This is a genomic window from Arthrobacter sedimenti, assembly GCF_042652025.1.
In the GTDB taxonomy this organism is placed as follows: Bacteria; Actinomycetota; Actinomycetes; order Actinomycetales; family Micrococcaceae; genus Arthrobacter; species Arthrobacter sedimenti.
The window spans coordinates 1-24,614 of sequence record NZ_JBHSDQ010000015.1 but is presented as its reverse complement, the minus strand read 5'-3'; the positions used below and the strand labels follow the sequence as shown (position 1 = coordinate 24,614).

Genomic DNA, 24,614 nt, shown 5'->3' with positions numbered 1-24,614 from the left:
ACCCCTCCAACCCCAACAGGATCGCCGTCATCGTCCCATGCCCATGCCCCGTCGCCGCAAGGGACCCATACAAATCCACCCGCAACGACCCCACGGAACCCAGCACCCCGGACCCCACCAACTCCTCAGCAAAAACAGCAGCAGCCCGCATCGGCCCCACAGTATGCGAAGACGACGGACCAATACCGATCGAAAAAAGGTCAAAGACACCAACAGCCATGAGGGGATTCCTAACTAAAAATTACGATCGGAGCGGGTTTCGACGGGCTCAACCACCTCTGGCTGAGCCCGTCGAAACCAAGTTCAGGACAGCGGTGCGATGCCCGGGTAGAGCGGGTGGGCTGCGGCGAGTGCTTCGACGCGGTGACGCAGGCCGGAAAGGTCGGCATCGGCGTCGGCGATTAATGCCTCGGCGATGATGTCCGCAACCTCGCGGAAGGCGTCCTCGCCGAAGCCACGGGTGGCCAGGGCGGGGGTGCCGATGCGCAGGCCCGACGTCACCATCGGAGGACGTGGGTCGAAGGGGACTGCATTGCGGTTGACGGTGATATCGATTGCCGCGAGTCGGTCTTCGGCCTGCTGTCCGTTGAGCGCGCAGTTCCGCAGGTCCACGAGGACCAGGTGCACATCCGTGCCTCCGGACACCACGCTGATGCCCTTGGCCGTGACGTCGGGCTGGACCAGGCGCTGGGCCAGGATGCGGGCACCTGCGAGGACCCGCTCCTGCCGCTCACGGAACTCCTCGGAGGCGGCGATCTTGAACGCCACAGCCTTGCCGGCGATCACGTGCTCCAGCGGCCCGCCCTGCTGCCCCGGGAACACGGCGGAGTTGATCTTCTTGGCAACGTCGGGGTCGTTGGACAGGATGATGCCGCCGCGCGGACCGGCAAGGGTCTTGTGCGTGGTGGAGGTGGTGACATGGGCATGCGGGACCGGCGACGGGTGCAGGCCCGCGGCCACCAGCCCGGCGAAGTGCGCCATGTCCACCATCAGATAGGCACCAACGGAGTCCGCGATCCGCCGGAACTCAGCGAAGTCCAGCTGCCTTGCGTAGGCCGACCAGCCAGCCACGATCAGCTGCGGCTTGTGCTCCTGCGCCAGCCGCTCCACTTCCGCCATGTCGATGGTGTGGGTGTCCTCACGGACCTGGTACGGCACCACGTTGTACAGCTTCCCGGAGAAGTTGATCTTCATGCCGTGGGTTAGGTGGCCGCCGTGGGCAAGGTTCAGGCCCATGATGGTGTCACCGGGCTTGATCAGTGCGTGCATCACCGAGGCGTTGGCCTGCGCGCCGGAGTGCGGCTGGACGTTGGCGAATTCGGCGCCGAACAGGGCTTTCACCCGGTCGATGGCGAGCTGCTCGATGACGTCCACGTGCTCGCAGCCGCCGTAGTAGCGCTTGCCGGGGTAGCCCTCGGCGTACTTGTTGGTCAGTACCGAGCCCTGCGCCTGCATTACGGCTGCGGCAGTGTGGTTCTCGGAAGCGATCATTTCCAGGCCGTCGCGCTGGCGGCCCAGTTCGTCGTCGATCTTTGCCGCGATCTCGGGGTCCAGGACGGACAGGTCGGCGTTCAGGCTGGGGGAGACCACCTGCTCGAAGGCCATGGCTGTACCGGTGCCTGCGGCCGCGGCGCTCACAGTTCGCCGCCGTTTGCCGCAGCGTATTCCTCAGCGGACAGCAGCGGGCCTTCCTCGGTGACGGCCACCTTGAAGAGCCAGCCGGCGCCGTAAGGGTCGCTGTTGATGAGTGCGGGGTCGGACACCACGGCGTCGTTGATCTCGGTGACCTCACCGGTGACGGGCGCGTAGAGGTCGGACACGGACTTGGTGGATTCCACCTCGCCGCAGGTCTCGCCGGCGGTCACGGTAGAACCCACCTCGGGCAGATCCACGTACACAATGTCGCCCAGGGCATCGGCGGCCACGGCGGAAATACCAATCCCCGCAGGCCCGGACCCGTCAACAGCAACCCATTCATGCTCGGCGGAGTACTTCAGTTCAGCTACAACGTTGCTCATAATTTTTCCTATTGTTCGTGTGTGAAAAGTGAGAGAGCGTCCGCACTAAACCCGCCAAAAGTGAGCGGGCGTCGGTCTAAAACCCACCAAAAGTGAGCGGGCGTCAGGCCCCTGCGGGCCGGCCTCCGGCAGCATGCGTCTAAGGGAGCGTCACGTCCGCCCAGCGGGCGTCTACGCGACCGAGCATGCAGAGGAGGGCGGCCCGTTGGGCCAACCAGCCGCGCCGGCCTACTTTTGGCGACGGTAGAACGGCAGGGCTACTACTTCGAAGCGTTCGGGCTTGCCGCGGAGGTCTACGTCCAGGACGGTGCCGGGCTCGGCGAATTCGACGTCGACGTAGGCCATTGCGATGGGGTAGCCGAGGGTGGGCGACGGCTGGCCGGAGGTCACTTCGCCAACGAGGGTGCCGTCCTTGAGGACAGGGTAGTGGCCGCGGGCGGCGCGGCGTCCGGCGCCCTTGAGGCCCACGAGCTTCTGACCGATGGTGGAGCCGACGCCGGCAGCCTTGATGGCGGCCAGGGCTTCCTTTCCCACGAAGTCGCTTTCCTTGGCCAGCGACACCACCGGGCCCAGCCCAGCCGCGTAGGCGTTCACGTGGCGGGAGAGCTCGTTGCCGTAGAGCGGCATGCCTGCTTCAAGGCGGAGGGAATCACGGGCTGCGAGGCCGGCGGGGACCAGGCCATGTCCTTCCCCGGCTTCCAGCAGTGCTTCCCACAGCGCGGGCGCGTCCAGATTGGGAACGTAGATTTCGAACCCGTCCTCGCCGGTGTAACCGGTCCGGGCCACGAGCAGGTCGCGGACGGCACCCCCGAAGCTGACGCCCACTTCAACTGCGGCGTAGTACTTCAGATCCGTGACCAGGGCGTGCTGTTCTGCGGGAACCAGCTGCAGCAGGATGGCCTCGGCGGCGGGACCCTGGACGGCGATGAGGGAAGTTTCCACGGAGGCATCTTCAACGGTCACGTCGAAGTTGGCGGCGCGTTCCTGCAAGGCATCGGCCACCACCTTCGCGTTGCCCGCATTCGGCACCACGAGGAACTTGTCATCAGCCCTGCGGTAGGTGATGAGGTCGTCGATGATGCCGCCGTCGGCGTCACAGATCAAGGAGTACTTGGCCTTCCCGACGGCGACCGCGGACAACTTGCCGGCAAGGGCGTAGTCCAGGATCGCGGCAGCGTCCGGCCCGGTCACCCAGACCTCGCCCATGTGGGAGAGGTCGAACAGGCCTGCAGCCTTGCGCACGGCGTGGTGTTCGGCGAGCTCGGAGTTGTACTTGAGCGGCATCTGCCAGCCACCGAAGTCCGTGAAGGAGGCCCCGGCCTTCTTGTGCTGCTCGTAGAGAGCGGTGTAGTTCTCAGTCATTGGGTGAGTCCTTAGTTTTCGAAGTCTTCAAGCGGCGGGCAGGAGCAGATCAGGTTCCGGTCGCCGGCGGCGCCGTCGATCCGTCCCACGGGCGGGAAGTACTTGTCCTGCCGCAGCGAGGGCACGGGGAACGCGGCCTGTTCGCGCGGGTAGGCGCGGTCCCAGTCGGAACTGACGACGGCGGCAGCCGTGTGGGGTGCGTTGCGCACCGGGGATGCCTCCAGGGAGAAGTCCCCGGCAGCAACCTGCTCAATCTCGGCGTGGATGGTGATCATGGCGTCGATGAAGCGGTCGATTTCCGCGAGGTCCTCGGACTCGGTGGGCTCCACCATCAGCGTCCCGGCGACAGGGAACGCCAGGGTGGGGGCGTGGAAGCCAAAGTCGATAAGGCGCTTGGCCACGTCCTCGGCGGTCACACCAGTCCTGGCGGTGAGTTCACGCAGGTCCAGGATGCACTCGTGCGCCACCAGACCGCCTTCACCGGTGTAGAGAACCGGGTAAAACTCGTTCAGCCGGGTGGCGACATAGTTTGCAGCCAGCAGCGCGGACTTGGTGGCCTCGGTCAGGCCCTCCCCGCCCATCAGCTTCACGTAGGCCCAGGAGATGGGCAGCACGCCGGCCGAACCGAACCGCGAGGCCGAGATCGCCACCCCGTGGCCGGCTTCGTGCGCGGCGGTGTTGGCGTCGCCCGGCATGAATGGTGCCAGGTGGGCCTTGGCAGCAACCGGGCCAACACCGGGTCCGCCGCCGCCGTGCGGGATGCAGAAGGTCTTGTGCAGGTTCAGGTGGGACACGTCGCCGCCGAACTTGCCCGGCTGGGCCAGCCCAACGAGCGCGTTCAGGTTGGCACCGTCCACATATACCTGGCCGCCGGCGGCGTGCACGGCATCGCAGACCTCACGGACGTCGCCGTCGTACACGCCATGGGTGGACGGGTAGGTGATCATGATGCAGGACAGAACATCCTTGTGCGCCTCGATCTTGGCCGTCAGGTCCTCGTGGTCGATGGTGCCGTCAGATGCAGTGGCCACGACAACCACCTTCATCCCTGCCAGGACGGCGGAGGCGGCGTTGGTGCCGTGCGCCGAGGCCGGGATCAGGCAGACGTTGCGCTGCTGGTCACCGCGGGAGTGGTGGTAGCCGCGGATCGCCAGCAGGCCTGCGAGCTCACCCTGGGATCCGGCGTTGGGCTGGATGGAAACCTGGTCGTACCCGGTAATCTCGGCCAGGTCTGATTCAAGACCAGCAATCAGTTCGCGCCAGCCCTCGGTCTGGGAGTCTGGGGCGAACGGGTGGATGGAGGCGAACTCCGGCCAGGAGATGGCTTCCATTTCCGCGGTGGCGTTCAGCTTCATGGTGCACGACCCCAGCGGGATCATGGTGCGGTCCAAGGCCAGGTCCCGGTCCGACAGCTTCCGGATGTAGCGCAGCAGCTGCGTCTCGGACCGGTGCGTGTTGAACACCGGGTGCTCCAGGTAGCCGGAGGTGCGCAGGACCGATTCAGGCAGTTCGAAGCCTTCGGCGTCGCCCACCGGACCCGCGCCAAAGGCGACCGCGACGGCGGACAGCGTTGCCGCCGTCGTCGTCTCGTCCAGGGAGACGCCCACCGTGTCCTGGTCGACAAAGCGCAGGTTAATGCCGCGGGCTTCAGCGGCGGTGATCACCTTGGCGGCCTTGCCCGGGACGCGCACGGTGAGGGTGTCGAAAAAGGAATCGGTGACCAGTTCACGGCCCATGGACGCGAGGGCGGTGGCCAGGACGCGTGCCTTGTGGTGGACGCCTTCGGCGATGGCCTTCAGTCCATCCGGGCCGTGGTAAACCGCGTAGAAGGAGGAAACGATGGCCAGCAATGCCTGCGCGGTGCAAATGTTGGACGTGGCCTTCTCGCGGCGGATGTGCTGCTCGCGGGTCTGCAAAGCCAGCCGGTAGGCAGGGGCGCCGGCGTTGTCCTTGGAGACGCCCACCAAGCGGCCGGGGAGCGAGCGTTCCATGCCCTTCTGGACGGCCATGTAGGCGGCGTGCGGCCCCCCAAAAAACAGCGGCACGCCAAAGCGCTGGGTGGAGCCGACAGCGATGTCGGCGCCCTGCTCGCCCGGAGGGGTGATCAGGGTCAGTGCCAGCAGGTCAGCTGCCACGGTGACCAGGGCGCCGCGGTCCTTGGCGGCGCTGATGACTTTGGACTGGTCCCATACCCGGCCGGAAACCCCGGGCTGCTGCAGGACGACGCCGTTGATGGCACCTTCCGGCAGGCCCTTGGAGAGATCCGCCACTTCAACTTCGAAGCCCAGCGCCTCAGCGCGGCCCTTCACGATGGCGATGGTCTGGGGAAGGCAGTCGGCGTCCAGGACGGTCCTGCCGTCCCTGGCGTCTTTGTTCTTATTGGCACGCCGCATCAGGAGCACGGCCTCGGCCACCGCGGTGGCCTCGTCCAGCAGCGAGGCGTTGGCCACCGGGAGTGCCGTGAGGTCCTGCACCATGGTCTGGAAGTTCAGCAGCGCCTCGAGCCGGCCCTGGGAAATCTCGGGTTGGTAGGGCGTGTAAGCGGTGTACCAGGCAGGGGACTCGAGGATGTTGCGGCGGATCACCGGCGGAGTGACGGTGTCGAAGTATCCCTGGCCGATCAGCTGGACGGCGGTCTTATTCTTGCCGGCGAGCTTGCGCAGCTCCGTGAGGACCTCAACCTCGCTGAGGGCATCGGCCAACTTGAGGGCGGTTTCCTGCCGAATGGAGGCCGGGACGGCAACGTCCACCAGGCCGTCCACGCTGTCGTAGCCCACGGCCTTGAGCATGGTGTCGACGTCGGCCTGGCGGCGCGCGCCGATATGGCGGTCAACAAACGATGTTGGAAGCGATTGAATCGTCATGAGGAACTCCAGTTCTGGCCGGCCGAAGGTGGCACGGCGTGGGATGGGTTCCTCCCCGCTCTGTATTGGACCTGAGAGATTCCGCGTTGCCTGCTCTTGGCAGGGGTTCGCTTGCACCGTCGGTGAACCAGGCAAAAGCCCGGTTGCTTTCCAGAGTCGCCTCGCCATGACGGTACGTGGGCCTGAGAGATTCCTGGGGAGGATTTGCTCCTACGGCGCCTGCCCGGTGTTTCGCCGGGAGGACTCTCCCGTCACAGCTCGAAAGGCTTATTCAAATGTGGGTGATTCGGCTCACAAGGTATCGGGATATGCGGCCGGTGGCAAATCGCGGGCTCCTGAAGCGGGCCAGATACAGGAAGATGACGGCGTCCTGCTCCGGTTGTGTCAGGAAGGGTTTGACATTGCATCGTGACGGACACCACACTGATCCCCGGGATTGGCGCCGTCTGCGGCTGGCTCAGCGTATCCGGAGCAGTCCGACTGCCGGCGCCCGTCCCGACGCATGACCGCTGCGGCCCTTACGGGCTGCGGTTTCCAACTGAACATGCCTTCGACCTGCGGCGGGAGAGCCTTGCCGGGTACATTTAGCAGGCGCCGTAGGAGCAAACCCTCCCCAGGAAACTCTCAGGCCCACGTACCGCCGCGGACAGGCAACTCTGGAAAGCAGCCAGGCATGCCCTGGCTCACCGACGGTGCAAGCGGCTTGGGCTGCGGAAACTCTCAGGTTCCCTACAGAGCGGGGAGGAACCAAATCTTTTGCGGTACCCAAAATGCCGCTTTACCGATGGAGTTCCTCATGGCGATTCATCCCCCCACGTCCAACGGCGAACCAGCGCGCAACGGCGCGCGCACGGCGGTCCGCAGCGAGCCTCCCCACCTGGAACGGCAGCTGACCAACCGCCATATCCAGCTCATTGCCATCGGCGGCGCGATCGGCACCGGCCTCTTCATGGGCTCCGGCAAAACCATTTCCGCGGCCGGCCCGTCCGTGATCTTCGTGTACATGATCATCGGATTCATGCTCTTCTTCGTCATGCGCGCCATGGGCGAACTGCTGCTGAGCAACCTGAACTACAAGTCCTTCAGCGACTTCGCTGCGGACCTCCTGGGGCCGTGGGCCGGCTTCTTCACCGGCTGGACGTACTGGTTCTGCTGGGTAATCACCGGCATCGCGGACGTTATCGCCATCGCCGGCTACTCCAAGGAACTGTGGCCGGCGCTGCCGCTCTGGATCCCGGGCCTGGCCACCATCGGCATCCTGCTCCTGCTGAACCTCGCCACGGTCAAGGCCTTCGGCGAGACCGAGTTCTGGTTCGCCCTCATCAAGATTGTCGCCATCGCTGCGCTCATCATCGTGGGCCTTTTCATGATTTTCACCGGCTTCCAGTCCGACACGGGCACGGCCAGCTTCACCAACCTGTGGAGCCACGGCGGGTTCTTCCCCAACGAATTCATGGGCTTCGTAGCCGGATTCCAGATCGCCGTGTTCGCCTTCGTCGGCATTGAACTGGTGGGCACCACCGCCGCCGAGGCCAAGAACCCGGAGAAGACCCTGCCCAAGGCCATCAACGCCATCCCGGTCCGCGTACTCCTGTTCTACGTGGGCGCGCTGGTCATCCTGATGGCCGTCACCCCGTGGACCCAGTTCGCCGCTGGCCACAGCCCCTTCATCGGCATGTTCTCCCTGGCCGGCCTCGGCGCCGCGGCCACCGTGGTCAACCTGGTGGTCCTCACCTCGGCCATGTCCTCCGCCAACTCCGGCATCTACTCCACGTCCCGCATGGTCTTCGGCCTTGCCCAGGAGGGCGACGCGCCGGGCATCTTCAGCCGCCTGTCCACGAGGAAGGTGCCCAGCAACGCCCTGTTCCTGTCCTGCGTGCTGCTGCTCTCCGGCGTCGTCCTCATGTACGCCGGCCAGGACGTTGGCAAGGCGTTCGAAATGGTGACCACAGTGTCCGCCGTCTGCTTCATCTTCGTCTGGTCGATCATCCTGGCCAGCTACATCTCCTTCCGTCGCCGCCGCCCCCAACTGCACGCGGCGTCGAACTTTAAGATGCCCGGCGGCATCCCCGCGGTCTGGGTTGTCTACGCGTTCTTCGCGTTCGTCCTCTGGGCGCTGACCACCCAACCGGACACCCTCATCGCCTTGTTGGTGACGCCCACCTGGTTCGCCGTCCTTGGCGTGGCCTGGGCCGTCCTGCGGCGCCGACCCGCACACCTTGCCCGCTTCGAGGTCTTCCGCGCCGAGCTTCGCAATGACGCCGCGGTGGCAGCCGGACGGAGCGCCGCCGGGGTGTCCGCCGAAGAGGTAGAGCAGGCCAGGAAGTAACGGCCGACGGCGGGCTGCCGGGCAGGTGCGTTGGATCCAATGATGGGTCCGGCCTGCCAAGGTAGCCCGCCCGCCGGTGCCGGGCGCGGAAGTTAAGCATACTTAGTGTTTATCCACATAGGATGGAAAGAGCACGGCAGCCTCCCGCTGCAGGTCGATTTGAATGAAGGTGACCATGGCCCGGCGCAGCAATCCCGCACTTCGTATCGCACAGGAAACCGCCCACAGAACCATGTTCGACTCCGACGGCAAGCCCAAGCCCGGCGTCCACAACATGCTTCTGAAGGCGGTGCAGATCCAGCGGCCGCTGGTGGTTGGCTACATCCGGCGGCTCCAAAAGAAGCACCCCCGCGCAACGGCTGCCCAGTTGGCGGACATCGCCGAGCGCGACTACCTGCGTGCTGTCGCCGGTGGCGGCGCCGTGGTGGGCGCTACCGCCGTCGTACCCGGTATTGGCACTGTGGCGTCGCTGGGACTGTCCGCCGCCGCCACCGTGGGCTTCCTGGAAGCAACGGCACTGTACGCAACCTCGCTGGCCGAACTTCACGGCATCCGCCTCACCAACCCGGAGAAGGCCGGCACCATGGTCATGGCCATCATGCTCGGCGAGGAGGGTACCGCCCTGCTGGGAACGCTGAGTGGCCAGGCCTCCGGCAGCGGCAACGGCGCCGCCAATAACTGGGGCAATGTGCTCTCCAAGTCGATGGTGGGGCCGGGCTTCGGCAGTGTACGCAAGCGTATCCAGCACGCCTTCCTCAAGAACCTGCTCAAGCGGCAGGGTACTGCCCTGTTCGGCAGGGCGCTCCCGTTCGGCATAGGGGCCGTTGTAGGTGGAGCCGGTAACCTCGTCATGGGCCGTGCGGTGGCCAAGAATGCCCGTGAGGCGTTCGGGCCGATGCCGGACACCATTCCCGGGGAGCTGACCGCAGCTGCCGGACCGGACAACCTTACGCTGGAAGGCAACATACTTGGATCTCAACGCTGACGTAGGCCAGTCATTCGGCTCCTGGACGGCAGGAGGCGACCCGGCCATGTTCCAGCTGATCACCAGCGCCAACGTGGCCTGCGGCTTGCACGCGGGCGACCCCGTCACCATGCTGGACAGCTGCCGCGCAGCGTACGAACTCGATGTCACCGTGGGGGCGCACCTCGGCTACCGCGACCTGGCGGGCTATGGGCAGCGCGCGCTGGGGATGGGTTTCGACGAGCTGTTCGGCGACGTGCTGTACCAGTTGGGGGCGCTCGACGGCGTCGCGCATGCCGTGGGTGCCTCGGTGGACTACGTGAAAGCACACGGAGCGCTGTACGACGCACTGATTTCCGACGCCGACCAAGCGTCGGCCGTGGTTGCGGCAGTGAATGCCTATGACCCGGGCCTTCCCATTTTGGGCTTCCCCGGCTCCGAGCTGGTGAAGCAGGCCAAGGAAGCCGGGAACCCGGTCTTCATCGAGGCCTTCGCCGACCGGGCGTACCTCGCCGACGGCAGCCTGGTGCCGCTTTCCGAAGAGGACGCAGTCCTGCACGACATTGACGTGGTGGTTGAGCGCGCTGTCCGGCTGGCAACGCAAGGGGAAGTGATCGCCATGGACGGGACGGTGGTCAAGGTCCGGCCGGACTCCCTGCGCTTACAGGGCGGCAGCCCTGGAGCGCTGGAAATGGCGGCCCGCATCCGTGCTGGGCTTGAGGCCGCAGGCGTGGAGCTGGAGGCCTTCGCCTAGGGGCGTGGTGCCGGACTGACCGGGCCGCCCGCCGTCGTCGTAAGCCTTCTCGCTGCGCACGTTCCTTTATGCACCTCAAATGCGGGGGTCGAAAAGGAATGTGCGCAGCGCCGGAATTTATCCGCGGCGAAATCACCCAAAGATCAGCTGCGCCACCGTGAAAATTGCCAGGCCCGCCAGGGACCCCACCACTGTGCCGTTGATGCGGATGAACTGCAGGTCCTTGCCCACCTGGAGCTCGATCTTCTGCGAGGTCTCTTCGGCGTCCCAGCGCGCAACCGTGTCCGTGATGACCCCGGCGATGTCTGAACGGTAGGTCCGGACCAGGTAGCCTGCGGCGTCACCGATCCAGGCGTTGACCTTCCCGGCCAGCTCGGGATCGTCCACCAGCCGCGACCCGAAATCACGCACCGCTGCCTTGAACTTGACGGTGAGCTCGCTGTCCGGATCGTCCACGGCACCCAGCAAAGCGTTCTTCACGGTGCCCCACGTCCGGGACGCCAGCTCGCGCACCTCGGGATCGCCCAGCACCTGGGCCTTGATGTCCTCGGCGCGCGCAATCATCGCGGGATCATGCTGAAGGTCCTGGGCGAGATCGTTGAGGTACTTGTCGATCGACTGCCGCACCTGGTGCCTGGGGTCCGCCTGGACGGCGCGCACGAACTTGAGGATCTCGAGGTAGACCTTGTCGCCCACCAGCCCGTCCACGAACTGCGGAACCCAGGTGGGGGAGCGGTCGGACACCAGGCGGGTCACTGTCTGGTGATTGTCGTCCACCCAGTCAGCGGCACGGTCCACCAACAGGTCCACCAGCGTGTGGTGGTGCCCGTCATGGAAAATCCGCTCCGCCAGTCTGCCCACCGGAGGTCCCCATGGCGGAGTGAGCAGGTGCTTGCGCACCATTCCCTCGATGACGGCCTGGACGTCGTCGTCATTCAACACCTTGAACGCGCCGCGGATCAGCGCTGCACCCTCCTTGGCCACCCGGTCCGCGCCGGCGGGTGCAGAAAGCCATTGACCTGCCCGGCGTGCAATGTTGACGCTCGCCAGCTTGTCCTGGACCACCTGTTCGGACAGGAAGTTGGTTTCCACGAATTCGCCCAGGGAAGCGCCGATCTGGTCCTTCCGCCGCGGAATGATGGCTGTGTGCGGAATCTTGATGCCCATGGGGTACTTGAACAGGGCCGTTACCGCGAACCAGTCGGCCAGCGCACCCACCATGCCGCCTTCCGCGGCCGCGCGCACGTACTGCAGCCACGGATAGTCCTTTTGCAGGGCAAACGCGAAGACAAAAATCACCGCCATGGCAATAAGCAGGCTCAGTGCCAGCAGCTTCATCTTCCGCAGCGCTGCCGCCTTTTCGGCGTCACCGGCACCAAGCTGGCCGCGTACGACGGCGCCTGCCGCCCTGGTGCCGGACCTCGCCTGCTGCGCTGGTTCGGCGGGTGCTTCCTGCGTGGTTGGCCCGGTAGTTGCCTCAGAGTTCACCTGCATGTGCCAAGCCTAGCCCCGAAGGCGGGGGCCGGTCGGCTACCGTGTGAGCATGACAACTGACGAGTCAGTGCCGCAGCGGCCGCTGGTCTTTGCCCACCGCGGTTCAAGCGGCGCCTATGCCGAACACACCCGCGCCGCCTATTTGCAGGCCCTGGCCGACGGCGCCGACGGGGTGGAGTGCGATGTCCACCTGACCCGGGACCAGCACGTCGTCCTGTTGCACGACGCCAACCTGGACCGCACCTCGGACGGAACCGGTCCGGTGGCGGAACGGACGCTGCGGGAGCTGCAGCAGCTGGACTTCTCCTCCTGGAAGGGAGCCCGCATCCCGGAAGCATATGGGGCACGCTCGGAACAGCTCCTCACGCTTGCGGAGCTTCTGGACATTCTCCGGGGAGCGGGCCGGCCCATGAAGCTGGCCATCGAGCTAAAGCACCCCAGCCCGTACCAGCTCAAACTTGAGGACCGGGTGTTGGAGGTGCTCCGCAGCGAGGGCTGGGACCCGCAAAGCTCCACGGTGGACAACGTGGCTGTAACCTTCATGAGTTTCAACCCCGATTCCGTCCGGCACCTGCTCCTTTCCGTCCCGCCGCAATACATCTGCCAGCTCGTGGACGACCTCACCATCCATGAGATCCGTGGCGGGCTGGGCGTGGGACCACTTACCGGGGGCGCCATCGCCAACCTGATGAAGGCCACGCAGCTGGAGGGGGAACGCATCCTGGACGACCGGGAAGTGGGCATGGCCGGCCCCGGCATCGACTACGTCCGGGAGCGCCCGGCCACCGTCCGCCGCTGGCTCGAATCGGGCCGGCGCTTCCGCGTGTGGACGGTTGATTCGCCAGAGGATGTGGCTCTTTGCCAGGACCTGGGCATCCAGGAGATCACCACCAATGTTCCTGGCCGTGTCCTTGACCAACTCCGGATGGCCTCGCCGCAGGGTAAGTAGGGCCTGCCGTGAATGCGACGGTCACGTACTCCCCACGCCGCTGGTGGGCCGGCCCGCTCGACGTCGAAGGCCTGGCACTGGGTTCGGTGGAGGCCGCGGCGGCCACCGTCAACCTATATGCCGGTAAGCCCGGCCTGTTCAGGACTACGTCTGCGCTCACCGCAGCAGCTTTCGACTCCTTTGGCCACCTGCGCATTGCCGGGCGCAAACCGCAGGGCTTCGCGCCCCTTTCCGGCTTCCACCGTACCGGCGACGGGTGGATCCGCCTCCACGCCAACTACCCCCACCACGAGCAGCGGTTGCTGCAGGCACTCGGCGCCACCTCGCCCGAGGAAGCGGAGCGGCGGCTCCGCTCCATGGCCGCACTGGAAGCCGAGGCGGCCATCCAAAGCAATGCCGGAATCGCTGCCGCAGTCAGGACGCGCAGCGAATGGCTTGGCTCGGACATGGGCCGTGCGGCCAGCCTGGGAGCTTGGGTTGCCTTCGAGTTCGCGGACGGGACGGCTGACGGGCTGGGGCTGCGGGATTTTGGCGAGGAAAGTTCGGGCGGAAACAGCGCCGGACGGGGCAGCGGCCAGGCGGAGGCTCTGCCCCTGCGAGGCTTGCGGGTCCTGGACCTGACCCGCGTGATCGCGGGACCAGTTGCCACCCGCCTGCTCGCGGCCCTCGGAGCAGATGTCCTGCGGATCGACCCGCCTGCCTTCCCCGAGATTGAAGACCAGTTCGTGGACACGGCATTCGGCAAGCGCAGCGCCGAAGCCGATCTCAGTTTGCCGGGTAACCAGCACCGGCTCCGGCAACTCCTGCCGGCCGCGGACGTGGTGGTTGCCGGATACCGGCACGGCGCCCTGGACCGCTTCGGGCTCAATCCCCGGGAACTGCTGGCCTCGCACCCCGGGCTTGTGGTGGTCACCCTGGACAGCTGGGGGAGTGCCGGTCCCTGGAGCGGGCTGCGCGGCTTCGACAGTATCGTCCAGGCAGCGTGCGGAATCGCGCACGTCTACGGCAAGGACAACCACGACGGCGAATGGCGCCCGGGTGCCTTGCCCGTCCAGGCACTGGACCACGCCACAGGCTACGGCGTCGCTGCGGCTGCCATCCACCTGCTGGCCCGACGCCGGGAGGCCGGGACAGGGGGCGCCGCGCACCTGTCCCTCGCCCGGACTGCCGAGGAACTCTTCTCGCTGGGCAGGAACACGGAACGGCCTTCAGAAGTGTCCGCCCCCGACTACCGGTCCACGGACAGCACCTATGGCGAACTCCGCTACATTGGGCCTCCGCTGACGGATGGGGGCCAGCCCCTGGACTACCCATTTCCGCCACCGCCGTATGGAGGTTCGCCGCTCGCCTGGGTGTGACAGGTGCGCAGTGCGACAGATGCCCGGCGTGACAGCTGCACAATGCCTTTTCTGACGTCACCGTCTTGCGGCAGCCGCCGGTTTCTGGCCGTCGCAGTTGCTGTGATTGAGTGGTTCCATGTCTTTTCTTTGGCCCGGCCCCGCGTTTCGGAGCCTGTCCATACGCGGCCTGTCCACACAGGGCCGGCCTTTTTCGCGCCGGTCGTTTTCGCGCCCGTCCTTTCAGGGCCCAGTCGCCCAGAACCTCTCCGCGGCTGCCATGGGCGCCCTCCTGCTGGCCAGCGCAAGCAAGCATTTCCGGGATCCGGGCTTCTACCGGGAGGTGGTTCCGGACTACCTGTGCCGCCAGGATCCGGCGCCCGACACCAACCAAGGAAGCGGCGACCAGAGCACAGGAGACCAGGGCAACGCCGACCAGGGCACAGGGGACGCGGGCACCACAGCGCAGCATCCTCTGGCCCTCCTGTCCCGGGACGAGTGGATCGCAGTGAGCGGCCTGCTGGAGCTGGCCGCCGCCGTCGGAATCCTGCTGCCGCCCACGCGAAAACTGACGGCCACCGCCCTCACTGCCATGTTCACCGCATTCCTGGCCGGGCATGTGGACGCCCTCGTGCGGGCGTACGGGCCGGCCGGTACTCCCCGCCGTCGGAAGATCCACACCGTGCGCCTGCCGCTTCAGGCGCCCCTGATCCTGTGGGCCTGGAGTCTCCGGAAACCCGCCCTGCCCACAGAGCAGCACGGAGGGCGGGTGTGAAGCTCCTGGCCTCGCCGGCGGTGAGGGTAGGCCTCTCCATCAGCATCGCCACCGGCTTGTATGGAATCTCCTTCGGCGCGCTCGCGGTGACGTCAGGGCTCAACTTCTGGCAGGCGATGGCCTTGAGCCTGCTCCTCTTCAGCGGTGGATCGCAGTTCGCCTTTATTGGCGTCGTGGCCGGCGGCGGATCGGGCATCGCAGCCATGAGCGCCGCCACCCTCCTGGGCATGCGCAACGGAATTTACGGCATGCAGCTGAACGCTTTACTGCGGCCAACCGGATGGCGCAAGTACGTCGGGGCCCAGCTGACCATCGATGAATCCACGGCGACCAGTACCGGCCAGACAGTCCCCGCGGAGCAGCGCCGCGGTTTTTGGACAGCCGGAGTTGGGGTGTACGTGCTGTGGAACCTCTTCACGGCTGTGGGCGCGATCGCCGGCAGCGGGTTGGGCGATCCCAAACAGTGGGGGCTGGACGGTGCTGCCGTCGCAGCCTTCCTTGCCTTGCTATGGCCCCGGCTCAAGGGGCGGGAACCCATCGCCATCGCGGCCGTTTGCGCCGTGGCCACCGTCGTGGCGGTTCCCTTCGTGCCTCCGGGCGTGCCCATCCTTGTTGCCGCCGTGGTGGCTGCACTCGTGGGGTGGTTCAGCCATGGCCGCCGTGACGAAGGCCTGGAGCCCGACGTCGAGCCTTACACACACCATCCCGGACATCACCAGGACGCCGCCGGCACCCGTCCGGGAGCGGAGCGCCCCGAAGGCGCGGATCCGGAGGCGGGTACATGAGCCTGTGGATCTGGCTGCTGATTGCCTGCGCCCTGGCCTACGCCTGGAAAATCGTGGGGTATTTTATGCCCGCCAAATTCCTCGAGGACCCGCGCACATCACGCATCGCAGGGACAATGACCATCGGCCTGCTCGCTTCGCTGACCGTGGTGAACGCGGTGGTGTCAGGGCAGGGTCTTGCCGCCGACGCGAGGCTTGGCGCGCTTGGCGCGGCTGCAATCGCCTTGACGCTCCGGGCTCCTTTCCTGGTGGTGGTCATCGCCGGAGCCGGCACGGCGGCGCTGTTGAGGTTCCTGGGCTGGAGTTAGCGGTCGCACCGCTTGCGCCGGATAGTGATCCAGGTCACTTCAACTGCCAGGTGCCGGTTGTACTATGAGATCGGCTTATGCAGTTGGCCATGGCATTCCTATGAACGGCGACCATGGAAAATCAGCTGCATCCTGCAGGGGGCTTAGCGGGCAAGCCCCGTCACAAAAACGCCCGACGACGGGCAGGGCTGCCTGCCAAACGCTTCTTTAGGCGTTTTTCCAGGCTTTCGGACGTGCCGGAAGAGGACTTGGAGATGCTTTCCCAAAGGCTGCGCGAGGCGCTTGACGTCGATCCGGCGTCGCCCGTACCGGCGCTGCAGGCCCTGGTGCATCAGGAAATGCGCAGGCGGGAAGAAGCCGGCAGCGCCTAGCGCCGGCACCTTCCGGGTGCCATGTGTGGTGCACTGGAAGAGAGGCAGCCCACACCCAGGCGGCCACCAAAGGAGGTATCGAGATGGACGAACAGTCACGGCCGGTTGAGCCGCAGGACGGCCAGGGCACCGAGGACACCGGCAGGAACGCCAGGGAAGAACAGGGCGCCGGGGTGCCGGCGGCAGAGCAGACAGGAAAGCAGCGGGCCGCCTACCTGGATCCCAGGGGTTCGGAGTCGACCCGGGAGTTGCGGGACACGGCAAGGAGGCGCCGTGATGCCGAAGAAAAACTCCAGCAGCACCTGATGGAAGCGAAGGATCACGTTCCCAACGAGTTCCACGAGCACCACCACGGGCATGAAGGACATGGGTACCCGGGCCATGAACAGCAGGGTCATGAACAGCGTGGTGATGAGCAGGCTGCAGCGCAAACGCATCATCAAGCCCCAGGCCAGTCTCAACACGGCGAAACTGAAAGCAACGGGTAGGGGGCAACTCCCACTGCAGGTCTGAAGCCTGGCCTTTCGCTCTGCTGTCGGGTATTGCAGGACGCTTTGTAATGCGGGACGGCGGCGAGGCGCTGCCGGATGCGGCAGTCAGCTAAGCCACTCCGTGGGCGGCGCCGCCCGGCGACACTGCCCGGCGACGGCACGTTTCTTCCACGCCCATCTCATACCAAACCTGTGCGCCGAACTCTGGCTCAGGGGTGTCAAGGTTCTGGTACAGCGCGTCAAGCAGTTCGACGAGTTCCCCGGCGGTCAGCGCAGGGAGGACCTCCTCGGGCCCGCGGGGATCGGTGAGGTAGTGGAGAAGCTTTGAGTGATTCATTGCAGCGCAGCCGTCGAACGGCGGATAGGCACAAAGTGCATGGGTCGCTCCCGCTGGAAGTACCGAGGCTGGCTGCCTAACCCCAAGTGGCAGTCTATTGCACCTTCCCGGCGCTAACAACGAACCCGGCCAAAGAGGAACCCGGTAAACAGCGGGCCGGGCCTGCCAGGGCCCGGCCTGTTACAGGCTGGGCGCGGCAGCCGGAACCGGCACCAGCACGGGCAGCGCACGCGACGGACGGACGGTGCGGATGGCGTCCTCGACAAGCGCCAGCGGCCGGCGCCAGGCATCGGAGCCGGGTTCCATGGTGTCTACCACCCCAATCAGCATGGCCAGCAGCCGGAACATGTCCGTCATGGAAATGTCAGTGCGCAGGCTTCCCTGGCCTTGTCCCCGAACCAGCAGCACACCCATGGAGTCCATGAGCGATCCCGTGATTCCGGGGAGGAGTTCACGGCGCCCTGCCACAGCGCACAACAGGTTGGCATCGTCGCTTGCGGCCGCCATCAGGGCTTCGAGGACGCGCAGCAGCCCGGCTGCGGCGTCGATATCGGCCAGCGCTCCGTCCATGACCGGGTCCACCGTGAGCCGGAGCTGCCGGTTGAGCGCCGCAAGCACCAGCTCCTCCTTGTCCGCGAAGTTGCGGAACAGGGTGGCCGGCCCCACGCCGGCGGTGGTGGCGATGGTCTGGAGCGGCACGTCCGGTCCGAACTCACGGAAGCACTGGCGCGCCGCCGTGATGATCTTGTCCACGTTCCGCGCTGCGTCTGCGCGGAGGGGCTTGCGGGCGACTGCGAGGCTCATGCCCAAAAGGGTAGCAACGGAGCCTGCGGCCAACACGGTTACTCCGGGGTAGGCCCTTATGTGACGGAGGGCAGCCGGTTTTCCCGGGTAACTCGCCGGCGGCCGCGTGGGAGACTGGGGGCATGTTGCTTGCATTTTCTGTTGCTCCGTCAGGCGTTCCCAGCGAAGGTTCCCGGCCCAACGATGCGTCAGTGCACGACGCCGTCGCCGCCGCGGTGAAGATCGTCCGGGAGTCTGGGCTTCCCAACCAGACAGATTCCATGTTCACCACCATCGAGGGCGAGTGGGATGAAGTGTTCGACGTCGTAAAACGCGCAACCGAGGCCGTGGGCCGCTACGGAAGCCGCGTCTCACTGGTGATTAAGGCGGACATCAGGCCCGGATACAGCGGCGAGTTGACGGCGAAAGTGGACCGCCTGGAGAACGCCCTGGCGCAGGAGCCCTAAGCCTGTCCGGAGGGGCCAAAGCATCTGGACCGCCGTAACGCCGCGTGCCAAACTGTGGCCATGTTCGAGCACAAGCCCCGGCCGGAGTGGATTGCCACTGAGGAGTTCCTGTCCAGCGCCGTGGTGCATCCGGATGCGGCTGTCCAGCAAGCCATCCGCGCGGCTGCGGAAGCGGGAATGCCGCCTATCGAGGTGGCGCCGAATGCCGGGAAGCTCCTGAAGCTCTTGGTCCAGCTGTCCGGCGCCCACCGGATCCTGGAGATCGGGACGCTGGCCGGCTACAGCACCATCTGGATGGGGCGGGGACTCCCGCGCAGCGGCACATTGGTCACCTGCGAATACCTGCCCCAGCACGCGGAGGTGGCGTGGGCGAACATCGATGCCGCCGGACTGGGCGAAAGGGTGGAGATCCGGCTGGGCCCCGCACTGGATACGCTCGCTGCCCTCGAGGAAGAGGAACGGGAGCCGTTCGACTTCATTTTCATTGACGCCGACAAACAGAACAACAGCCGCTACCTTGACTGGGCGGTGAAGCTCGGCAGGCCGGGTGCTGTGGTGGTCCTGGACAACACCATCTGGGAAGGGGCGGTCCTGGACCCTGACATCGATCCCGTCAACGCGCCGGGAATCATCGATGCGCTCAAGCTGCTCGGGGACCATCCACGGCTGGATGCCACTGTCATCCAGACCGTCGGCTCCAAGGGCTGGGACGGCTTCGCGCTGGCCCGCATTCTTCCGCAACAACAGTAAGTAAGCTGTGGAGATGCGACCGGTGCCCTGCCGGCCATCGTCAATGGAGGACCTTCTTGCAAGCGGCAGCCAACCCCGTGCTCCTCAGCTCCACCCCCGCCGACCTGTCTCCGTGGCTTTCGAACCTTGATGCGGTCAGCGCTGCCGTCGGTGACGTCCCTGCCCTGCTGTCGCTGGCGGTTGAGGCCGGAAGGACCTGGCCGCGACCTGGGGAAGGCCGGACCGCGGTGCTGTGGGAGCTCCTGGCCTCCGTGGCCGCCATCGATGTGGCGGCGGCCCGTGTGCTTGAGCCGCACCTCGATGCCGTCGCCATTCTTTCCCAGTTCGCCCTAGCTTTTCCGGACGCCGAGCCTATGCCGGAGGCATCCCTGGCAGAAGCTTGGGGGGTCTTCGCCGCCGAAGCGCCAGGGGTCCGGCTTGAAGCACGCTCTGTTGGAACCGGCGTAGTCCTGAGCGGGACGAAGCCGTGGTGCTCCCTTGCCGGCAGCCTGGACTCCGCCGTCATCACAGCCCACACGGACGACGGCGGCCGCGCGGCTTTCGCGGTGAGCCTACGCCACCCCGGGGTGGCATGTGAGCAGCCGGAGTGGATTGCACGCGGGCTGCGGGAGATACCCAGCGGAGGTGTCCGGTTCGAGGGGGTCCCGGCTTTGCCCCTTGGCGGAACCGGCTGGTACCACAGCCGGCCGGGATTCGCCTGGGGCGGCATGGGTGTGGCTGCCTGCTGGCTCGGTGGAGCGGTGGGCGTGGCCAGGGATTTCCGCGCTGGCCTGCTTGCGGGAGCGGAGGGAGGACGGGAGCCTGACCAGGTGGCGCTCGCCGCACTTGGCGAGGTGGACCGCACGCTAACGGCCGCCCTGCGGTATCTTGCCCGGACTGCTGCACGGCTGGACGATGGCCTTCTGGGCGGCGCGGGCGGCCCCAGTACCTGGAGCGAAGCCCAGCGCGTGCGCGGAACCGTCGCCGCCGCCGTCGAACGTGTCCTTACCCTGGTGGGCTCCAACCGGGGTCCAGGGCCGCTTGCCTTCGACGAACAATACGCCAAGAGAATGGCGGACCTGGCACTCTACGTGCGCCAGCATCATGGCGCACGCGATGACGCCCAGCTGGGCCGGCTCGCGCTCAAAGGAGATTGCCCGTGGTGACCTTTTCGCACACGGACGAAGGAACCAGCGAGGCCGCTTGGGCAGCCAGCGGACTGCCCGCAGCGCCGGAGCTGCCGCTTGATGCCACCGAACTGGCCGCCATGCGCTTTGTGGTGCTCGCAGCACATCCCGACGACGAAACACTGGGCGCCGGCGGGCTCATGGCGTCATTGGTGGGGCTTGGAGCCAAGGTGGAAGTCCTGCTCTGCACCGCGGGGGAGGGGTCGCACCCGGATTCACCCACCATCACTCCGGAGCAGTTGGCCCAGGTCCGGCTGGCCGAGTTTTCCGAAGCCCTCACAGCCCTCGGGTTGAAGGACCACTGGACGTTCCTCGGCCTGCCGGACCGCGGGCTTGCCGGGCACGCGGAGGCGATCGCCCGCGCCGTCCGCGGCGCTGCCCATCGAATGCCCGCTGATGCCGGCATGCTGGCCGTCGTGGCGCCATACCGCGCAGACGGGCACGGCGACCATGACGCGCTGGGCGCGGTGGCAGCAGAGGTTGCCCGGGAGGACGGCCACGCACTGCTGGAATACCCCATCTGGTTCTGGCATTGGGCCACCACGCAGCACCGGGAGTGGCGCGACTGGGTCCGCTTCCACCTGGCTGAACCCGCCCGCCAGGCCAAACAGAGGGCCATGGCCGAGCACGCAACACAGGTGCAGCCGCTGTCACCGCTGCCCGGGGACGAAACACTGCTCAGCGGCGAATTCCTGGAGCACTTCTCACGTAGCTTCGAGGTGTTTGCCTGGACACCCGCGCTACCCCCTTCCGAAGAGGTGTACTCCAGCAGTGATGCCGAGGCGGTCTTCGACAGAGTCCACGACGGCTCGGCAGATCCGTGGAACTACACCGGGAGCTGGTATGAACGCCGCAAACGGGCGCTGACCCTTGCCGCGCTTCCAGATCCTTCCTACGAAAACGGGCTGGAAGTGGGCTGCTCCATCGGAACCCTGACGGCCGAGCTGGCAGGGCGGTGCCGCAGCCTGTTGGCCGTCGACGCCAGTGGGTCCGCGGTGCGCCAAGCCGGGCAGGTGCTGGAGGGCTTGCCCGGCGTCCACGTGGAGCAGCGCGTCCTTCCCCGCGACTGGCCGAAGGGTAACTATGACCTGGTGGTGGTTTCCGAAGTGGGCTACTACCTGGCGGCTGAAGAGCTGGCCACGCTGTGGGACCGGGTTGAGGCCTCCCTGGAACCTGGGGGAACCCTCCTCCTGTGCCACTGGCGGCACCCCGTCAGGGGCTGGGAACTCGATGGCGACGCAGTCCACGCGCTGGCCCGGCAGCGGTTGGGCTGGCGCAGCGCAGGGCTCTACCAGGAACGCGACTTCGTGCTGGAAGTCCTTATTGCCCCCGGTAATAAGGCAACGGCATGAGGCTGTGGGCGTCAGAGGGGGATGAAGCGGGCCCTGAGCGCCTCGATCCACGCATCATCCAGCACGTGGCAGTGGTAATTCCAGTGCACAACGAGGAGCAACACCTCAAGCAGGCACTTGCCGCCGTGGGCAGCGCCGCAGACCTGCTTGAGTCGGAACGTCCAGGCGTGGAGGTGCAGGTGGTAGTTGTCCTGGACAGCTGCACTGACGCGTCATCGTTAATAGCCGCGGCAACAGCTGAAGCGGACCCACGGTTCCACATCCTGCCTGTCAGCTTCGGAAGTGTCGGAAAGAGCCGGCGGGCCGGCGTCAATGCAGCGCTGGAAAACGTGAGTACGCGTCCCCACGATGAGAATGCCGCTGCAGGCGATCCGATGCAGTGGGTCTGGGTGGCGAACACCGACGCCGATTCGTCAGTCCCCGGGCGCTGGCTGGTCCGGCAGCTGGAACTCGCCGCGTCCGGAAGCGACGTTGTCCTTGGCACCGTGCACCCGGATCCGCACGGTATGCACCATGAACTCGTGGCCCGATGGCACGCCCGCCATGCCTCCACCGAGGACCATCCGCACGTGTATGGCGCCAATCTTGGCGTCCGCGCCTCGTCCTACCTTGCCGCGGGCGGTTTCCCCGGAGTTGACTTTGATGAGGACCGCGCGCTGGTGGACCGGCTTCGTGCCGGCGGCGCCGACATTATTGCCACAGACACAACACGCATCCTCACCTCGGGGAGAACGGCGGGACGCGCGCCGAAGGGTTTCGCAGCCTACCTCCTGGCGCTGACCCAGCCCTGACCGTGGCGGCGGGAGGCATATATTGGCGGCATGCAAAAGGGCTGTTGTCTACTGGCAACAGCCCTTTGCGGTCAAGGAGTCAATCTTTTGGATAGACCATCATCCCCGCATTACACCAAATCTGGAGCGCTGGAAATGATGTAGTCGGCCGCAGCTGGTCCGGTCATGGAAAGGTTATTGCTGTCCGGATTGATTCCGGCTTCCTGCATGGCCTCCCAAAGGGCGGCTGGCTGCTGGAGTTCAGCCTTCTGCAAAAGGCACCAACTCGTATAGAGGCCGTATAGCTCGTCGCGTCCCAAGCCCAGGCCAGGCTCCTTGTCAGGGACAACTGCTTCGGCAAGAAACTGTTCAAAATGGGTAGCAGGCATGTCCGCTCATTAAAAGGTTGACCTTGATGCCGCCGGCTGCTTCAGCGGACCTGCCAGTCTCCAAAGGATCCCGGCGAGGTATTCAAGAAAGTATTGCAGTTCAGTGCAATTTGTCCAGTCGGTTCTGTCCAGCTGCTTCCCCTGTACCAAGGGAGTCTGAGGGGGCCGACGGCGACTGGGGGGACTGGCCTCGGTCTCAGAAGAGGCCATCTCACCGCCGACCCCGCTATGCCCCGGGTTCGGTGCAAACCCGGGAAAACTCGACAGGACCTTCAAGATGATTTTCCTCCATCCTGAAGGTCCTGCCTAGTCCTTCTGCCGGCCCCTTTCCCTGGGGCCCTGCACCCGATCTCTTAGGCGCTCCCGCCCCGCGGACCGCCGTCGGACTCTGCGCTGCCGGCACGGTGCTGTACCTTCTCGCGGATCCTGTCGCGGTGGCTTTCACCGGGGCGTGTGTCATTCTGGCCGTCCTGGTCCCCATCGGAACCGTGCCGGCCATCCTCGCCGTTTTCCGAGCTGTGCTTCTCCCGGAGTTCGCGGCCGTACTTCACGTCGTCCTCGAACTGTTTCTGCAGCTTCTCGCTCTTCTTGGTGTCCCGAGGCGGCAACTGGATGGTTTCCTCTGCTTTGATGCCGGCCTGGAGCTCACGGGCGCGCTCCACCTCGGCATCGAACTCGGCGCCGAAAAGAAGCGACATGTTCAGGATCCAGAGCCACAGCAGCATGATGATCACACTGCCAAGGGCGCCGTAGGTCTTGTTGTAGTTGCCGAAGTTGCCCACATAGAAGCCGAAGCCCAGCGAAGCGATCAGGAACACCACCAGCGCGATCGCGGAACCCATGCTCATCCAGCGGAACTTGGGCTGCTTGACGTTGGGGGTGGCGTAGTAGAGCACGGCGATGATGGCGATGATCAGGATGATCATGACCGGCCATTTGGCGATGTTCCAGACCATGAGGAAGGCACCGCTCAGGCCGATCAGTCCGCCCACTGCCTCGGAAACCGGGCCGCTGAGGACCAGCATGCCGGCCAGAAGCGCCACGATGACCACGGCAAGGAGGGTGATGGCGAGCAGGGTGCTCCGCAGCTTCACGAAGCCACGGCCCTCGTCCACCTCGTAGATCCGGTTCATGGCCCGGCCAAAGCCGCCCACATAGCCGGACGCGGACCACAGTGCGGTAACGAGGCCGATGACCAGGGTGAATCCTGCCGCGGGCGCACTGGTCAGTTCCGACACCGGACCGCTGATGGTGTTTACGGTCTCCGCCGGAGCAAAGCCGCGCACGATTTCGAGCAACGCATTGGTGGTTTTTTGCGGGTCGCCAAACAGTCCAAGCACCGAAACCAAAGCCAGCAGGGCCGGGAACAGTGAGAGGACTGCGTAATACGTCAGGCCTGCCGCGAGGTCGGGGCACTGGTCCTTGGTGAACTCGCGGAGGGTTTTCTTGGCGATGTATTTCCAGGACGTGCCGTCCAAGTCCCGTACGCTGTTGGGCTTTCTTGGATCGTCTGGGGCCGGGGCCTGTCCCGCCTTGGCGGTACTGGTTTCGGAATCGTCGTGAGTGGCCATGGGGCGTCCTCTCAATCAGGGGGCGAAGCCAACAGGCCGGCCCGCGGGAAGCGGTGCCGGCCTGCTGGACAGTGCTGTTGCCTTTGCGTGCCGTGACCGGCCGGGTTAGGTGTTTTGGACGTTGTCTTTGGCGTCGGTGGCGCGGTCTTTGACGTCGGTGGCGGCTTGTTGGCCTTCGGTTTTGACGTTTTGGGCGGCGTCGGTGGCGGTGGCCTTGACGTTTTCCAT

Annotated in this window: 26 protein-coding genes and 3 riboswitches; of the genes, 15 read left to right on the top strand and 11 right to left on the bottom strand. The window is 65.8% G+C overall.

Annotated elements, in window-relative coordinates:
* The 5 genes from ACFO0G_RS19825 to gcvP all read right to left on the bottom strand — a co-directional run.
* Nucleotides 1–220, bottom strand: a 220-nt coding sequence (locus tag ACFO0G_RS19825; RefSeq protein ID WP_376979761.1) for a serine dehydratase beta chain, incomplete at its 3' end; no start/stop codon positions are given.
* An 83-nt stretch (nucleotides 221–303) separates the two neighbouring features.
* On the bottom strand, nucleotides 304–1,605 hold the full coding sequence (gene glyA, locus ACFO0G_RS19820; RefSeq protein WP_286401248.1) for a serine hydroxymethyltransferase: 1,302 nt from the start codon (nucleotides 1,603–1,605) through the stop codon (nucleotides 304–306).
* Between the two features lie 29 nt (nucleotides 1,606–1,634).
* Complete coding sequence (gcvH, locus tag ACFO0G_RS19815) at nucleotides 1,635–2,018, bottom strand: glycine cleavage system protein GcvH (protein WP_286401250.1); 384 nt, start codon at nucleotides 2,016–2,018, stop codon at nucleotides 1,635–1,637.
* A 228-nt stretch (nucleotides 2,019–2,246) separates the two neighbouring features.
* Entirely contained in the window at nucleotides 2,247–3,380 is a 1,134-nt protein-coding gene (gene gcvT, locus ACFO0G_RS19810) for a glycine cleavage system aminomethyltransferase GcvT (protein ID WP_286401251.1), read from the bottom strand.
* 11 nt (nucleotides 3,381–3,391) lie between these two features.
* Nucleotides 3,392–6,244 (bottom strand): aminomethyl-transferring glycine dehydrogenase, encoded by a 2,853-nt coding sequence (gene gcvP / locus ACFO0G_RS19805; protein ID WP_376979795.1) that lies wholly within the window; start codon nucleotides 6,242–6,244, stop codon nucleotides 3,392–3,394.
* A 160-nt stretch (nucleotides 6,245–6,404) separates the two neighbouring features.
* Nucleotides 6,405–6,505, bottom strand: a riboswitch (glycine riboswitch).
* Nucleotides 6,506–6,652: 147 nt separating this feature from the next.
* Here gcvP and ACFO0G_RS19800 point away from each other — a divergent pair.
* The 4 genes from ACFO0G_RS19800 (at nucleotide 6,653) to ACFO0G_RS19785 (ending at nucleotide 10,291) form a co-directional block, all read left to right on the top strand.
* Nucleotides 6,653–6,832 carry a hypothetical protein gene (locus tag ACFO0G_RS19800; RefSeq protein WP_376979793.1) on the top strand — a complete coding sequence of 60 codons (180 nt, stop codon included), beginning with the start codon at nucleotides 6,653–6,655 and terminating at the stop codon, nucleotides 6,830–6,832.
* A riboswitch (glycine riboswitch) is annotated at nucleotides 6,796–6,894 on the top strand. It overlaps the preceding gene by 37 nt.
* Nucleotides 6,895–6,989: riboswitch (glycine riboswitch) on the top strand.
* A 51-nt stretch (nucleotides 6,990–7,040) separates the two neighbouring features.
* Nucleotides 7,041–8,573: an amino acid permease gene (locus tag ACFO0G_RS19795; RefSeq protein ID WP_376979791.1), complete on the top strand. Its 1,533-nt coding sequence runs from the start codon at nucleotides 7,041–7,043 to the stop codon at nucleotides 8,571–8,573.
* A gap of 175 nt (nucleotides 8,574–8,748) precedes the next feature.
* The gene (locus tag ACFO0G_RS19790; RefSeq protein WP_376979797.1) at nucleotides 8,749–9,558 is read left to right on the top strand and encodes a hypothetical protein; all 810 of its coding nucleotides are present in this window, start codon (nucleotides 8,749–8,751) and stop codon (nucleotides 9,556–9,558) included.
* Nucleotides 9,542–10,291: a LamB/YcsF family protein gene (locus ACFO0G_RS19785; protein ID WP_376979789.1), complete on the top strand. Its 750-nt coding sequence runs from the start codon at nucleotides 9,542–9,544 to the stop codon at nucleotides 10,289–10,291. Before ACFO0G_RS19790 ends, ACFO0G_RS19785 begins: the two co-directional genes overlap by 17 nt.
* Before the next feature lie 132 nt (nucleotides 10,292–10,423).
* Here ACFO0G_RS19785 and ACFO0G_RS19780 read toward each other — a convergent pair whose 3' ends face one another.
* Nucleotides 10,424–11,785, bottom strand: coding sequence for a DUF445 domain-containing protein (locus tag ACFO0G_RS19780; protein WP_286401264.1), 1,362 nt, complete (start codon nucleotides 11,783–11,785; stop codon nucleotides 10,424–10,426).
* Nucleotides 11,786–11,834: 49 nt separating this feature from the next.
* Between ACFO0G_RS19780 and ACFO0G_RS19775 the strand changes: the two genes are divergently transcribed.
* The 6 genes from ACFO0G_RS19775 to ACFO0G_RS19750 all read left to right on the top strand — a co-directional run bounded on the left by ACFO0G_RS19775 (nucleotide 11,835) and on the right by ACFO0G_RS19750 (nucleotide 16,310).
* Nucleotides 11,835–12,734 carry a glycerophosphodiester phosphodiesterase gene (locus tag ACFO0G_RS19775; protein ID WP_376979786.1) on the top strand — a complete coding sequence of 300 codons (900 nt, stop codon included), beginning with the start codon at nucleotides 11,835–11,837 and terminating at the stop codon, nucleotides 12,732–12,734.
* Nucleotides 12,735–12,742: 8 nt separating this feature from the next.
* Entirely contained in the window at nucleotides 12,743–14,092 is a 1,350-nt protein-coding gene (locus ACFO0G_RS19770; protein WP_376979784.1) for a CoA transferase, read from the top strand.
* Nucleotides 14,093–14,351: 259 nt separating this feature from the next.
* Nucleotides 14,352–14,846, top strand: a complete 495-nt coding sequence (locus ACFO0G_RS19765) for a DoxX family protein (RefSeq protein WP_376979782.1) — start codon at nucleotides 14,352–14,354, stop codon at nucleotides 14,844–14,846.
* Complete coding sequence (locus tag ACFO0G_RS19760) at nucleotides 14,843–15,631, top strand: AzlC family ABC transporter permease (protein ID WP_376979780.1); 789 nt, start codon at nucleotides 14,843–14,845, stop codon at nucleotides 15,629–15,631. The genes ACFO0G_RS19765 and ACFO0G_RS19760 overlap by 4 nt, the downstream gene beginning before the upstream one ends.
* A complete protein-coding gene (locus tag ACFO0G_RS19755) occupies nucleotides 15,628–15,939 on the top strand; it encodes an AzlD domain-containing protein (protein ID WP_376979778.1) in 312 nt (103 codons plus the stop codon). Before ACFO0G_RS19760 ends, ACFO0G_RS19755 begins: the two co-directional genes overlap by 4 nt.
* Nucleotides 15,940–16,052: 113 nt before the next feature.
* The gene (locus ACFO0G_RS19750) at nucleotides 16,053–16,310 is read left to right on the top strand and encodes a hypothetical protein (protein ID WP_286401279.1); all 258 of its coding nucleotides are present in this window, start codon (nucleotides 16,053–16,055) and stop codon (nucleotides 16,308–16,310) included.
* 95 nt (nucleotides 16,311–16,405) lie between these two features.
* On the opposite strand, the gene ACFO0G_RS19745 is transcribed toward ACFO0G_RS19750, so the two are convergent.
* The 3 genes from ACFO0G_RS19745 to ACFO0G_RS19735 all read right to left on the bottom strand — a co-directional run bounded on the left by ACFO0G_RS19745 (nucleotide 16,406) and on the right by ACFO0G_RS19735 (nucleotide 17,942).
* Complete coding sequence (locus ACFO0G_RS19745; RefSeq protein WP_376979776.1) at nucleotides 16,406–16,750, bottom strand: hypothetical protein; 345 nt, start codon at nucleotides 16,748–16,750, stop codon at nucleotides 16,406–16,408.
* Nucleotides 16,751–16,910: 160 nt separating this feature from the next.
* Complete coding sequence (locus ACFO0G_RS19740; RefSeq protein WP_286401284.1) at nucleotides 16,911–17,138, bottom strand: hypothetical protein; 228 nt, start codon at nucleotides 17,136–17,138, stop codon at nucleotides 16,911–16,913.
* 180 nt (nucleotides 17,139–17,318) lie between these two features.
* Nucleotides 17,319–17,942: a TetR/AcrR family transcriptional regulator gene (locus tag ACFO0G_RS19735; protein WP_286401287.1), complete on the bottom strand. Its 624-nt coding sequence runs from the start codon at nucleotides 17,940–17,942 to the stop codon at nucleotides 17,319–17,321.
* Between the two features lie 122 nt (nucleotides 17,943–18,064).
* Between ACFO0G_RS19735 and ACFO0G_RS19730 the strand changes: the two genes are divergently transcribed.
* The 5 genes from ACFO0G_RS19730 to ACFO0G_RS19710 are packed head-to-tail and all read left to right on the top strand — an operon-like array spanning nucleotide 18,065 to nucleotide 22,447.
* Complete coding sequence (locus tag ACFO0G_RS19730) at nucleotides 18,065–18,388, top strand: thiamine-binding protein (protein ID WP_142131381.1); 324 nt, start codon at nucleotides 18,065–18,067, stop codon at nucleotides 18,386–18,388.
* Nucleotides 18,389–18,448: 60 nt separating this feature from the next.
* The gene (locus ACFO0G_RS19725) at nucleotides 18,449–19,138 is read left to right on the top strand and encodes an O-methyltransferase (protein WP_376979773.1); all 690 of its coding nucleotides are present in this window, start codon (nucleotides 18,449–18,451) and stop codon (nucleotides 19,136–19,138) included.
* Nucleotides 19,139–19,194: 56 nt separating this feature from the next.
* The gene (locus ACFO0G_RS19720) at nucleotides 19,195–20,283 is read left to right on the top strand and encodes a hypothetical protein (protein ID WP_376979771.1); all 1,089 of its coding nucleotides are present in this window, start codon (nucleotides 19,195–19,197) and stop codon (nucleotides 20,281–20,283) included.
* Nucleotides 20,277–21,656 (top strand): PIG-L family deacetylase, encoded by a 1,380-nt coding sequence (locus tag ACFO0G_RS19715; protein ID WP_376979769.1) that lies wholly within the window; start codon nucleotides 20,277–20,279, stop codon nucleotides 21,654–21,656. Before ACFO0G_RS19720 ends, ACFO0G_RS19715 begins: the two co-directional genes overlap by 7 nt.
* Nucleotides 21,653–22,447 (top strand): glycosyltransferase family 2 protein, encoded by a 795-nt coding sequence (locus ACFO0G_RS19710; RefSeq protein WP_376979767.1) that lies wholly within the window; start codon nucleotides 21,653–21,655, stop codon nucleotides 22,445–22,447. The genes ACFO0G_RS19715 and ACFO0G_RS19710 overlap by 4 nt, the downstream gene beginning before the upstream one ends.
* 110 nt (nucleotides 22,448–22,557) lie before the next feature.
* Here the strand turns inward: ACFO0G_RS19710 and ACFO0G_RS19705 are convergent, their stop codons facing one another.
* Both ACFO0G_RS19705 and ACFO0G_RS19700 read right to left on the bottom strand, forming a co-directional pair.
* Nucleotides 22,558–22,815: a hypothetical protein gene (locus tag ACFO0G_RS19705; RefSeq protein ID WP_376979765.1), complete on the bottom strand. Its 258-nt coding sequence runs from the start codon at nucleotides 22,813–22,815 to the stop codon at nucleotides 22,558–22,560.
* A gap of 353 nt (nucleotides 22,816–23,168) precedes the next feature.
* On the bottom strand, nucleotides 23,169–24,386 hold the full coding sequence (locus ACFO0G_RS19700; RefSeq protein ID WP_376979763.1) for a YihY/virulence factor BrkB family protein: 1,218 nt from the start codon (nucleotides 24,384–24,386) through the stop codon (nucleotides 23,169–23,171).
* Nucleotides 24,387–24,614 lie beyond the last annotated feature (228 nt).